The following is a 13,705-nucleotide window of genomic DNA, read 5'->3' on the forward strand; positions in this document are numbered from 1 at the left end:
CCCCGAATACGTTTTAGTCCTTGTTGCGGAATTCTGCCGATACCGGACGCTGCCTGATGCTGACCGGCAAATCAGCAAAGCTGCGGCGATTCTGCCCGTAGCTGGTCTTGCCGCTGGTGGTCTTGCTGATCCCCATGGGGCCAACAAAACGCAGATGATGTATCGTTATTTCAGCAGGTGCAACGGCCAGCCTGACCTGGTTTGCCAGCTTGTCCAGTTCAGCACTCAAAGACTGGTCATCCCCTTCTTTGAACCAGCTCCTGGCTGAACGTGGCAGTTCGCAAATGACGATGATGCTTTCACTCTTTGCCTGCGCATCATCATAGGAAAAAACGGCCACATCCTCAATCCCGCTGACGGCATTTTGCACCATAGTTTCTATGTCATGGGGATATATATTTCTTCCGTTAACAATCAACAACTCTTTGCTGCGCCCGGTGACATATAGTTGCCCGTCAACAATGGAACCAATGTCGCCTGTCACCAGAAAACGCGGTTCTGCCTGATCTCCCAGACGGGCGTGGAAAGTCTGTCTGCTTTGTTCTTCATTATTGAAATACTGTGCGGGCACGCTGGGGCCGGTGATCCAGATTTCACCGATACGGCCAGGTTCCAGAGCTGTCCTGGTGAGTGCATCGACAATGACAATGCGCTCCGGGTCAGCATGACCGCTGGCTACCAGTTGACGGCTATCGGCCTCATCAGAGGGTGGGCTGATCAGGCCTTGCTCCAGCCCCTGTATGGATACGGTAAGTATTGCGGGGTCATGATTGCCGGTGGCAAACAGGGTGGTTTCTGCCAGGCCATAGCAGGTCAGCATATTGGCGGTGCGGTAGCCTGCTCTGGCAAAACGCTGTTCGAACTTTTGCAGGGTCAGGGCGCGTATCGGTTCCGCGCCGTTATAGGCGGTTTTCCAGGCTTGCAGTTGCAGGCTGGCGATATCCTCTGCTGCCACCCGGTCTGCACAAAGCTGGTAGGCAAAATTGGGGCCGCCGGACATGATCTTGCGCCCTTCTTCCTGCGCAGAAATCAATTGCAACCAGCGCACCGGGCGCTTGATGAAGGCAGAAGGCGCCATGCTGACACAGGGGATGCCGCCATAGAGGGGCGTGAGCAAACCACCGATCAGGCCCATGTCGTGATAATGCGGCAGCCAGTTGACCATCACAAATTCAGCATCAACCCTGAAGTCTTTCTGTATCAGCGCCAGGTTGGCGGCCAGGTTGGCGTGGCTGACCAGTACGCCTTTGGGCAGGCTGCTGGAGCCAGAGGTGTACTGGATGAAGGCATGGTCCTGCGGTATACGCTTGTCCAGGCTGCCACCAACGCCAAGCTCCTGCAAATGCACCGTGCTGATGACCTGCATGTTTGCCAGGGCTGCTGACGATGCAAACACCTCTTGCAGACGTGCCGTTTCATTGGCACTGGTCAGGGTCACGCCGGCGCCGCAGTTGCTGACGATGGCTTCGAGTATATGGGCTTCGCGCCCCATCCTGGGCATGGCAATCGGTATGGCGATCACGCCGGCCATCTGGCAGGCCAGAAAGGCTTTGATGAAATCAAGACCGGGGGAAAACGCCAGGATGGCCATGCGTGGTCTGTCGCAGGACCAGTCCAGTTGCAACAGGCCGCGAGCGATGTCTTCACTGGCATCATGCAGGGCGGCGCGGCTCAGATGCTCAATGGCATCTTGTGAACGTTCCGGCATCCAGGACATGGCGGGGGCATCGGCTTCCCAGGCAATATCCAGGAAAAATTTATCCAGCAGTGTCAGCACAGAAGTCGTCATGATGGCTGCGTACTCCTATGATGGCATGGCAGCTAGCTGGAACAGCTCAGCCAACGTTGTGATTGCGGCCCGTTTGCGTTCTTCCAGATGCCACATGTGGTAAATGATGATGCTGTCGGCATCATAGGTTTCCTGTATGGCCAGTATCTGGTCGCGGCAGGAAGTCGGCGTGCCGCAGATATTGACGCGCATGGTGTTGCCTATCCAGCTTTCCACCTGCTGCTTTTGCGTCTGGGCAACCTCTTCGCTGTCTGCACAGACGCAGCTGAGGGCAACGGCAATCCTGGCTGCATTGCTGTCTTGCTGGTATTGGGCAAACTGGCGGCGATAGGCGGCGGTAATCGCTGCATCCTGAGTACTGGCGCGATGGAACAGGGAATAGGCATAACTGGCCGCAGACCTGGCGGCCAGTTCCGCCGTACCAAAACCAGACCCCATAACCCACAGCGGCGGCGCTGCCGCAAAACAGGGTGTGGCGGCATGAGTGAAACGGTGGTCATCGGGGAAATCACCATGCAGGTATTTCACCAGCGCTGCCAGCTTGTCGGCAAACTGCCTGGTGATGATGGCGGGCGCGTCATCATTGCCAGTCAGTGCAGCCAGCGCAACCGGATCAGCAGGCACACCGCCACAAACACCCAGCACTACGCGCCCACCGGACAAGGCCGACAGACCACGATAATTTTCTGCCACGGCCAAAGGACTGTACAGGGGCAGCAATACGGCGGCTGAACCCAGACCTATGCGTTGCGTTGCCCGGGCGATGGCAGCCAGCATCATTTCCGGTGCTGCCCATGAGAAATGGGATTCGTGATGTTCAGCCAGCCACAGGCGTTCATAACCGAGCTGGTCTGCAAGCTGCGCCATCCGAAAGGTTTGCGCCAGCACTTCTTTGCCATCCTGGCCAGGAGCGATGATGCCAAGGTCAAGCAGGGATAAAGTCAGTTCACTCATGCTGCCACCTTTGCCGTGAGAGTGGAAGGATCGGGATCAACCGCGCTATAGGTATTCCAGAACAGCACACGCCGCCCCCGCAGGGTCTGGTGGCGGAACATGGCCAGGGTCTTAGCGATGTAGGTGGTCTCGGTCCTGAAGTTGCTGGAATTCTCAGCCTGGGCCACATCCCTGGCGGCCTGCTCGGCATCGGCATTGCCTTGCCCGTAACCGGGCCCGGCAAAATCATCGACCCAGAGTATCTCACCAAATTGTGGCTCTGCCGTGTAACCAGCCTGACGCAACAGGGCCAGGGTTTTCATCGCCAGCTTTTTCATTTTGCCGGGGCCGGTGATCATCATCGGCACCATGCGTACCGGCACGGTACGTATGGGCAGACCAGCCATGGCGATACCCAGCCAGACGCCAGCAGCAGTGGCGCAGGTGCCGGTGGGGACAACGATATCATCGACCATGGGCAGTTCACCATTGCGAATGGCGGCGGCAATTTCGAGCGCACCTTCAATCACCCCGAGTACACCGATGGGATGATGTGAACCGGGCGGTATCCAGTAAGGACGTTGTCCCTGGTGCCGTTGATAGCGTATGCGCAGAAAGGCCAGCGGCACATCGATGAAACGCTCGCAACGCAAAAATTCCATGCCCAGCGCAGGCAACAGGCGCTGGTTAAGGCCGGCCTCATGCACATTCGGCTGCGGCGTCAGCAAGGCGCGGGTGTGCAGGCCATTGAGGCGGCCAAAAGTGGCTGTCGCCAGCACCTGATGGCTGCCCAGAGGCCCCATGGTGGCGACGCTGCTGGCGCCCTTGCTGATGGCGTCACCAAAGAAATACTCAAGATTCCTGACCTTGCTGCCGCCATACACGGGTGAGCTGAGGTCATCACGCTTGATCCACAAGTCAGCCAGTTGCCAGCATGCCGCCAGGCTGCTTTCGCGGCTCAGTGGTGTCGGTCTTTGCACCAGGTCCACCGGCTTGTACATGGCGTCAAGGCCTGGCACCATGGTCGTCAGCAGTCGCTCTGTCATCATGCATGCTCCGCCGGGTTCAGCATCCTGGGACTGAGGTTTTGCAACTCCTCTGCCAGGGCCGTAAAACAGGTGGACTCGCTACGGTCCAGGTAGGCTTGCAGGCGCGGTTCCAGGTCAGGGTAAGTGCGTAGTCTTTGCAGGAGCGCCGGCACCACTCTTTGCAGGCAGGCCAGCATCAGCAGCGATGGATTACGGTATTCAGCCTCGACATCCGGCACGGGACCAAGCATGAAGTGGCGCACGGTCTTGGCCAGGTCGGCAAAGGCGGCCATCAGCATTTCCATGAAGGCGCTGTCGGATTTGACCTCTGTCATGGCAACGACGGAGCCAAGATCAACAAAGCCGCCATCGACGACGGCGTTCTGCATTTCCAGGCAATGGCCTATGCCTATGTGCTCGGTACGACCTGGTAAGAAGCCCAGGGCCAGCATGCGCGCCACCAGGTCTATCCAGCGTTCGACCACCTGCTCTGGCGTCAGCCCGTAACTGGCGGTCAGGCTGGCCAGTCTTTGCAGCCAGGTACCGCCCCCCTGCTTTTTCAGTTCAACCGGCAGGTGCGCCACCCGCAAAGGCAGGCTGGGGTAATGATAGATGATGGCCGCCAGCCCCTGTGCCGTCATGGTGTCGACAATATGCATGGCGCGCCCGGACAGCAGGTTGCGCAAGGCTTGCAAATGGCTGTCACGCACCGCAGCAGGCCACTGTATCACCAGCAAGGGGGTCGGTATGCATGCCAGTTGCCCGAAGCGCTGCCAGTGCGCCTGCTGTAGCTGGCAGGCTGCCCTGGCGTCTTCCACTGCTTCCACGCTGCTGATCGCCAGCGGGATTTTTTGCTCGACCAGGGCAAAATGTTCGGCAGCAGAAAACAGTGATTTGCCGCGCACAGGATAATCGATACGGAATTCGGCCAGCACGGCCAGGTGCTGGTCACGGTCATGCGCATGGACTTCTGTTCCCTTGTGCGCCAGCACTGCCGAGCCCACACCAGTGTTTTGATAAAACGCACGCAGGTGGCGGTAAGGTCTTTGCAGGTCATCGCTGTGAAAAGGGTTGATGCTGCGCGCACAAGGCAGTTGCCGACGCAAGCCCTCCAGTCTGGCCGGCAAATCTGGCAGATCATGCTGCAGTGCTGCCAGCAGATCAGGGGCATCGATGGCGATGTCCCACAATACCTGGTCGACGTCATGACAGGTAAAGGCTGGTGGCTGTTGCGGGATATTGTTTTGTTCCATAGTCATGATACCTGCCCTGGTTTGCGCAAGTCTTTCAGTCTTTGCAGGCCACTTTTTCGCAGGTCGCGTTTTGCTGCATCCTGCCGCTCGCTACCATCCAGCGCCAGCATGGCGGCCAGGCTGGCATAGCTGATGCTGGCATCGGCTGCGGCCTGGCCCAGCACGGCCAGGAACTCCCTCACCAGGCTGTCTGCCGTTGTGCTGTTGAACAACTCGGTGCTGAATTCCAGCGTGCCCCTTAACTGCGTTTCGTCAATCACGGTCAGCAGCAAGTCATACTTGGCGGTATCGGTATGCAGGTCGACAGGTGTAATACTGAAATGCGGCGTGGCCAATTGCGCCAGCGGGGCATTTTGCAAAACGAACTTGTGCTGGAACAAAGGCATGCCGCCAACATCACGTGGCGGGTTCAGTTCTTCGACCAGTTTCTCAAAGGGCAGATGCTGATGAAAGAAGCTTTGCAGCGTACTCTGCCTGACCTTGCCCAGCATATCGGCAAAACTCTGCGTGCCGGCAAAATCACAGCGCAGGACCAGCTGATTGACGAAGAAGCCCTGGATTTTTTCTGCCAGCGGATGATCCCTGCCGGCGATATCAGTACCGATGACGATATCGTCCTGGCCGGAGCGATGCCGCAGGACGACTTCAAATGCCGTCAGCAAGACCATGAACAGGGTCGCCGAATGCTGGCGCGCCAAGCGGCGCAAGTCTTCTGAGAGCTTGGCATCGAGCGTGAAAGCCAGACGCGCACCGGCATGTGTGCTGACTGCGGGTCTTGCCATATCTGTCGCCAGGTTCAGACGTGGCAGACTGGCCAGTTGCTGCTTCCAGTAACGCATTTCATGATCCAGATAGTGCTCCTGCAACTGCTGTTCCCACCAGCTCATGAAGTCTGCATATTGCAGGGCGGGCTGCTCTGTCTGCTTCAATGTACTGACCTGAGCTGCATAAGCCAGCAATAATTCTTCGGCAAACAGGGCAATAGCCCAGCCATCTGTGGCGATATGGTGTATCAGTATCAATGCATAAGCCTGCGCCGCCGCCGTGCGCAACAGACTGACACGTACCGGGCGCTGCCGTTCAAGATCAAAAGGCTGGCCGGCCAGTTCTTTCAGACGTGCATTGATCTGCGCTTCATCAGGTCTTTGCATGCTGATATCTTCAAGCATGCATTGCGGTCCGCCATCGTCCAGCGAGACCATGCAGGCAGTCTGACCCTGTCGGCTGATGCGGGTATTGAGTATTTCGTGGCGCGCTATCACCTGTTGTGCTGCACGTACGAATGCATGTTCATCGATATTGCCATCCAGCCTGGCGGCCAGCGCCACGTTGTAATTGGCGCTGGCTGGTTCCATCTGATGCAGGAACCACAAACGCGATTGTGCACGCGACAGGGGCAGGCCGCCGGCCCTGTCGAGCGCAGACAGGCTGGCGACCTGTTGCTGTTCTTGACCGGTCATGGCTTCGCGCACCGCGAGGGCCAGGTCCTGCAAGACCGGGTATTCAAAAATCAGGCGCAAGGGCAGGTCCTTGCCAAAGGCCAGGCGCATGCGCGCCATGACTGCGGTGGCACGCAACGAATGGCCGCCCAGGGCAAAGAAATCGTCACCAGGCTGCACACTGGACAGTGCCAGCACTTCGCACCAGGCGGCAGCGATCATGTCCTGCACGGTGTTGTTTGAAGCGCCTGCATGCTGAACAGCATTACCCTGACGCTCCGGCAACGGCAGGTTTTTTCTGTCAACCTTGCCATTCACCGATACCGGCATGCTGTCGAGACGGATGAAGTGTGCGGGCAACATGCTGGCAGGCAGTTGCTGCTGCAGATGCTGTTTCAGCTCCTCTGCAGATAAATCCTGACCAGGATGCAGAACATAGTAGGCAATCAATTCTTTGTCCGATTTGCCGGAAGCGGGACCGGTATTGTCATGATCATGGACAATGCAGATCGCATCGCGTACGGCGGCATGCCTGCCCATGGCGACTTCTATCTCACCCAGCTCTATGCGAAAGCCGCGTATCTTGACCTGATTGTCGAGACGGCCAAGGAATTCCATCACGCCATCAGGATAAAACCTGGCCCTGTCACCGGTCTTGTACATGCGAGCCTCGGGCTTGTTTTTACCAGCATGTGGATCAGGCAAAAAGCGTTCTGCCGTCAGCTCAGGCTGGCCCACATAACCTTCTGCCAGACAGTCACCGCCTATGTACAGGTCGCCTGGCACACCGACAGGCAAGGGCTGCAAATCGGCATCGAGTATGTAGTAACGGGCATTCTGTATGGGGCGGCCATAGGGTATGCTGACCCAGTCCGGCTGTAACTGGCCGACGATGTGGTAGTTGGACCATATCGTCGCCTCGGTCGCGCCACCCAGGGCCACCACGCAAACGTTGGGAAATACTGCTTTCATCCGGTCTGGCAGGGCCAGCGGCAGCCAGTCGCCGCTGAGGAAGATCAGGCGCAGGCTGGCAGAGACGATGTGCCTGGGCATTTGGGGTAATAGCGGCTCCAGCTGCCACAGGGCTGCCGGGGCAGAATCCCAGAACGTGATTGCTTCACGTTCCATGATATGCAGCAGCCGTTCCGGATCAGCCAGTTCGGCTTCACTGGCGATCCTGACCACGCCACCGGCCGCCAGGATGCCAAAGATATCGTACACCGACAGATCAAACGCTGGTGAAGTAACAAACAGCAGCTTGTCCTGCGCACCGACCTGGAAGCTCCGGTTCACCCAGCTGATCAGGTTGATGGCTTTTTGATGCAGGACCAGTACACCCTTGGGCTTGCCGGTGGAACCGGAAGTGAAGATCACATAAGCCGGGTCTTGCGGCCGGGCACGGCTTTGCAGGCTGCTGACCGGCTGCGCCGCCGTATCATCCACGCAGAGCATGGTCCATTGCGCCTGGCGGCACAGCGCATGGCTGCTTTCTGCCAGGCTGTTGACGGTAAGCATGCAACGTATGGACAGGCTGTCAGCGATGGCCATCACCCTGGCTGCCGGCAATTGCGGCTCTATGGGTACATAGTGGTGACCGGCAGCCACCACGGCCAGCAAGGCGACCAGCATTTCACGGTCACGCGTCAGTCTGACAGCAATCGGGGATGCGGCAGGCAATTCGAGTCTGTCTATCGCCGCCAGCAACTGGCTGACACGGTCCTGCAATGCAGCATAGCTCATGCTGCCCTGCGCATCGACCAGGGCAATCGCCTCCGGTGTGCGGCTGGCCTGGGCGATGAAGATACTGGCCAGGGTCGCACTGGTGTCATAGTCTGCAGCTGTATCGTTCCATTGCTGCAATTGCCGTTCACGCTGCGCCGGTGTCAGCAGATGCAGGTCCTTCAAAGGCTGTGTCGGGCTGGTGTGGGCCAGTTGCTGCAACAGGTAGCAATACTGGTCCAGCATGGCCTGCGCCGCCTCTGGTGCGATGCGTGTACTGTCGGCCAGCAGGCGCAGGTGCAAGCCTGTAGCCGAAGGTTCGGCAATCAGCGTCAGCGGGTAATTCGATTCCTCCTGCAGATGGTAATCGACAATGCGTGCTGCGCCTAAATGATCGCCCTGTGCTGCCAGTGGATAATTTTCATACACGACGATGCTGTCGAACATGGACGAAGCTGTTGACAGTCCAGGCAGTTCTGACCATTCGGCAACACGGCTCAGGCTGGTGTGTTCATGTTCGCGCGCAGCGGCCAGGTAACGATGCAGCTCTGTCAGGCAGTCTGCGATGCTGGTCATGCCCTCCACATTCTTCATGCGCAAGGCAATGGTGTTGATGAACAGGCCTACCATCTGCCCTGCCCCTTCCAGCTCTGCCGGTTTGCCTGAGGTGGTAACGCCAAATAGCACATCCTGACTGCCTGCATACCGCGACAACAGCAAACCCCAGCATGCCAGCACCGGGATGACGGCGGTGACACCAGCCTGCTGCGTCAGGCTGGTCAGTGCCGCCACATCCTCAACGGCCAGTACGCTTTCAAAGACAAGGACCTGGGCAGGCCCGCCCTGACTGGCATTGCGCTTTAATACTGGCAGGCTGGTCGCCTGCTCCAGGCCACGCAAGGCATGACGCCAGTAATCTTCCGCCGCCAGGTTGTCACGCCTGCCCAGCCATTGCAGGAAATCTGCATAAGGGCGTTCTGGTGGCAACACAATATCCTGCCCCTGCAACAAAGCGGCATAGACTTGCGATACCGCAGCCAGCACCAGGCCCGATGCCCAGCCGTCAAGTATCAGGTGATGATGGCTCCAGACCATGTGCCATTCATGAGCCGACCATTGCAGGACGCTGACCCGCATCAGGGGAGCCGTATCGGGGGAAAAACCTTGCTGGCTGTCTTGCCTCAAGAATTCTTTGCGCAAGGCTTCGTGGGTATCCTGCGGCTGCTGGCTGTAATCATGTACAGCAAATGGTAAAACCACTTCTGTCTGCAACTGCTGGCGCGGCTGGTCACCGGTCCAGAAGAAACGCATGCGCAGGGCGCTGTAATGCGCCAGCACCTGCTCCCAGGCCTGCTGCAATTTACCGGTATCCAGACTGCCACTAAGCCTGACCTGCAATTGCTGGAAATACGCTGCACTGGCCGGTTCACGCAGATGGTGAAACAACATGCCTTGCTGCATTGCTGTCAGGGGGTAAAACATTTCCATATCTGGTCCGGTTTTCATAGTTCCTTGTTCATCATACAAACAGAAAACAACAGGCGCATTACAGCAATAACCACATGCTCCGATTACAAACCCAGCATGGGCATGAGCATCTGCCTGCCCAGGCCATGCAGCCTTTCGACTTCTTTCAGTTCCTGGTTAAGCGCCGCCACCACGGCAGACACTCTCGGTGTTTCCATGATGGACATATGGTCACCCTGGATATCCCTGAGCCTGACAAAGCACAGCTTGTCCCAGCCCAGGTGGCTGTCTTCCGATTTGTAATGCACTGCGGCCTCTCGTATGGCATCAGGCAATGCCTGGGTCGCCTTCATCAGCAAGGTACGGCGTGGCAAGGGGCCTGCGGCGTAACGACCGATGACGGTGACATTTTTTTCAAAGACTTTGAACAATCTGGCGATTTCTTTTTCATCCGCATGCGGTGGTACAAAGTCCGCTTCCCTCGCCAGTTCCAGCAAGCCTTGCAGGGCCTGTTCAAACGGCAGGCCGGACAGGTCCGGGCAGACAAGGTCAGCCTTGTGGGCGATCAGGCGCGAGATCGAGCGCAGCAAGCGGTCGCGTGGCGGCGCGCTTTCTGCCAGCGGTGCGACCTGGCTGTCTATCAGGCATAAAAAGGCGATTTCATAGCCGCGCGCCAGCGCCTGCCTGGCCATTTCATACGCGATAATGCCACCCGATGACCAGCCTGCCAGCAGGTAACGCTGGTCCTTCACCAGCGCTTGTATCTTGTCCAGGTAAAGCGTCGCCAGTTCTTCCACGCTTTGATAATGTGCCTCGCCCACCAGGCCAGGGTCTTGCAATGCAATCACCGGACGCTCTGTCGTCAGGCCGCTGGCCAGGTCGCGATAACACAGAACGCTGCCACCGGTAGGATGCACCAGAACGATAGGCGAATGCGCGGCATTGCCAGTACGTATCGGTATCAGCACGGGGTCAAGCAGCAGGGATTCGTTACGCAGCAATTCAGCCTGTGCTGCTATGGTGGGGGCAGAAAAAAGCGAGGTCAGCGGTAATCTGTGGGCAAACTCTTTTTCTATTTCTGCCATCAGGCGCACCGCCAGCAGGGAGTGCCCGCCCAGGTCAAAGAAGTTGCTATTGACGCCGACCTGTGCCACATGCAGCACGCTTTCCCAGATACGTTCAAGCCGCATTTCCAATGTGTCGCGCGGCGCCTGCGACACAGTCGTATGGACAGGCCTCAGCTTGAGCAGCGCCCGGTTATCGACCTTGCCGTTAGGCATATACGGGAAGCTGTCGATGACAATCAGCCAGTTGGGCAACATGTAGTCAGGCAGAGCTGCGGCCAGGCGCTGCCTGAGTTCGGCAACATCCAGCGCCAACCCTGGTTTGAGCGTATAAAAGCACAGCAACTGGTCGATATTGGCGGCGTCCCTGTCGACCACCACGGCGGCTGCGGCAATTTCTGGCTGGGTGTTAACCAGGTTTTCAATCTCGCCCAGCTCTATGCGGTAGCCACGCAACTTGACCTGTCTGTCGACACGGCCAAAACAATCAAGCCTGCCGTCAGCACGCCAGGCGGCCAGATCGCCACTGCGGTACATGCGTTCAGCCGAACCATCATCATGCACAGCAAAGGGATCAGTGACAAAGCGTTCCGCCGTCAGGGCCTCGCGCTGGTAATAGCCCTGTGCCAGACTGGCACCTGCCACATACAATTCCCCACGTACACCGATGGGCTGGATTTGCTGCCAGGCATCGAGTACATAAATGCGTGTATTGTCTATCGGTCTGCCTATGGCGACCACGTCATCATCGGCACAGACACGCTCAAACACCACCTGTACCGTGGCCTCGGTCGGGCCATACAGGTTGATGCATTCTGCCCCCATCGGCAAGACTGCCAGCGCCTGCCGCGCCAGGTCAGCATCAAGCACTTCACCGCCGCAGCACAAGCGGCGCAAGCGCGTACAGTTGGCCAGCTCAGACCGGGCCACCAGCATGCGCAACATGCTGGGCACCAGTTGCAGCACCGTGATATCAAAATCCGCCAGGGTCTGCACCATGGCTTCGGGATCTCTTTCCACACCGGGAGCAGCCAGCACCAGTCTTGCACCAGCCATCAGCGGCGCAAACACCTCCCAGACAGAAGCATCAAAACTGATGGCGGTCTTTTGCAGGACGGCGTCATCTTCATGCAAAGGCAGGTCCCTGAGCATCCAGCGCATATGATTGGCCAGCGCGCCGTGACTGACAGCTACAGCCTTGGGCTGGCCGGTCGAGCCTGAGGTATAGATCAGGTAGGCCAGGTCATCACGCTGCAATTCCGGCAGGCTGGTCTGCTGCAGCGTGAAGACCCAATCACCTGTTGCGGGTACATCATCGACAACAAGCAGACGGATTTTGTCGAGCAGCCCGGCAAATGCCGTCTGTTCGCGCAATTGCCCAGCTATTGCTGAAGTCGTCATCAGCAGGCCGGCGCCACTGTCTGCCAGCATGAAGGCAATACGCTCTTGCGGATAAGCCGTGTCAAGCGGCAGATAAGCCGAGCCGGCAAGCTGTATCGCAAGCAGGCTGGCGATCATGTCCACGCTGCGGTCAAGCAGGACGGCGACGATGCGGCCGGGCGCACCGCTGGTCTTTTGTGCTGACTGCACCTGGGCAGTCAGTGTCTGCAGGCGCATGGCGAATGCCTGGGCATCCCACTGCCGGTCCGCATCGGTGATGCAGACTTGATCAGGATGTTGTTGCAAGCGCAGCAGTATGTCCTGCACCGGCGCCCGCCAGTGTTCAGGCTCTGCCACGGCTTGTCCGGCAAACCCATGTAATATCTGCTGCCTTTCATGCGGCCCGAGTATGGACAGCCGGTCAATCTGCTGCCCAGGTGTTTGCACGATCGCAGCCAGCAGGATCAGTAACTCCTCTTCCAAATTCTGCATGCCGGCCGGGTCGCAAGCCGCCATATCGTAATCAAAGTACAGCTCCAGCTTTTGCTCTTCATCACAAAAAGCGGAGAGAACGATCAGCTTACGGTCAGTCCAGGCAAATGGCGCATCGACTGTCAGGCAGTCCATGTTGCGCTTCATTTCCAGCCAGCTGAATCCGGCAGCCAGGCCATGTTTGCTATCCAGTGGGGCAATATAGTCTTGCAGGGCCGAGACTTCTTCGATATGTGCGCTGAGGGTTTTCAGCAAATCCATGAACCCTGCCTGTGGCTGCATTACGACGTTGAAAGGGATGAAGCGTGCCAATGGCCCCATTGCATGCAACATTTCGTCATAGGCACGGCCAGATGCCCGCCATGCTACCGTCGGTGTCTCGGCATTGAGTCTGTACAAGAGTACGGACCAGGCAAAATAAAGCAGATGCGGCAGCGACAGGTCCTGTGTTGCAGCCAGGGCATGCAGGCCGTTGGCAAGTGCATCGGGCAAATGCAATTGCTGGCGTTTGATGTAGCTGGTCATATAGCCACCCGCCTGTCCCTGTTTGTGCGCATGCTTGCGCAAAAAAGGCCAGTCCGGCATCTTGCCCGTCTGTTGCAGGCTGTTGCCTTCTGCCCATACGGGCAATTGCACTTCCTGGGTTTCTGCCAGCATATCGTGCTGCCATTGTGCCAGGCTGGTGAAAGGCAGGTCTTCTTCCATTACTTCTGTATCTGACGACGGTTTGGTCAGGTATTCGGCAACTTCTTCGAGCAGCAATAACAGGGTCTGCGCGTCGCCACAAAGCGCCGACAGACCCAGCCGGTAATGATCGGTATTGAGTTTTTGCAGGCAAAGTTGCAGGTCTTCACGAATGGCTGTCAATTGCGGTGCCGTCGCCACCAGCTCAACGCCACTATCTCTTGCAGCCTGAACGGGCAATTGCATGCCAGGTAACATGCCAAATTCCATACGCAGTGTTTCATGACGGGCCATGACCTTTGCTAAGGCCCGGCACAGGGCGTCTTCAGCTATACCAGCCGTACGAAAGTCGACACTGACCAGGTAAGTCAGCAGACCGTCACTTTGCGCCAGTTGCCACAGTCTTTGCTGGCCTGGCGACAAGGCAAAACCACTTTGTAATGTGCTGCTCAATTTA

Annotated in this window: 6 protein-coding genes; all 6 read right to left on the reverse strand. The window is 57.8% G+C overall.

Translation table 11 applies throughout. The features are described 5' to 3' along the window. Positions 1-13 precede the first annotated feature (13 nt). Positions 14-1,789: a fatty acyl-AMP ligase gene (locus LZ463_RS18300; protein ID WP_241457252.1), complete on the reverse strand. Its 1,776-nt coding sequence runs from the start codon at positions 1,787-1,789 to the stop codon at positions 14-16. Positions 1,790-1,804: 15 nt separating this feature from the next. Next, on the reverse strand, positions 1,805-2,743 hold the full coding sequence (locus LZ463_RS18305; RefSeq protein ID WP_241457253.1) for an MsnO8 family LLM class oxidoreductase: 939 nt from the start codon (positions 2,741-2,743) through the stop codon (positions 1,805-1,807). Next, positions 2,740-3,771, reverse strand: a complete 1,032-nt coding sequence (locus tag LZ463_RS18310) for a 1-aminocyclopropane-1-carboxylate deaminase/D-cysteine desulfhydrase (RefSeq protein WP_241457254.1) — start codon at positions 3,769-3,771, stop codon at positions 2,740-2,742. The genes LZ463_RS18305 and LZ463_RS18310 overlap by 4 nt, the downstream gene beginning before the upstream one ends. Then, positions 3,768-5,009: a hypothetical protein gene (locus LZ463_RS18315; RefSeq protein ID WP_241457255.1), complete on the reverse strand. Its 1,242-nt coding sequence runs from the start codon at positions 5,007-5,009 to the stop codon at positions 3,768-3,770. Before LZ463_RS18315 ends, LZ463_RS18310 begins: the two co-directional genes overlap by 4 nt. Next, positions 5,006-9,667 carry a non-ribosomal peptide synthetase gene (locus LZ463_RS18320; protein ID WP_241457256.1) on the reverse strand — a complete coding sequence of 1,554 codons (4,662 nt, stop codon included), beginning with the start codon at positions 9,665-9,667 and terminating at the stop codon, positions 5,006-5,008. The genes LZ463_RS18315 and LZ463_RS18320 overlap by 4 nt, the downstream gene beginning before the upstream one ends. 65 nt (positions 9,668-9,732) lie before the next feature. Further along, positions 9,733-13,701 carry a non-ribosomal peptide synthetase gene (locus tag LZ463_RS18325; protein WP_241457257.1) on the reverse strand — a complete coding sequence of 1,323 codons (3,969 nt, stop codon included), beginning with the start codon at positions 13,699-13,701 and terminating at the stop codon, positions 9,733-9,735. Between the last annotated feature and the right edge of the window lie 4 nt (positions 13,702-13,705).

It is taken from the genome of Undibacterium paludis (assembly GCF_022568815.1).
Classification (GTDB): Bacteria; Pseudomonadota; Gammaproteobacteria; order Burkholderiales; family Burkholderiaceae_D; genus Undibacterium.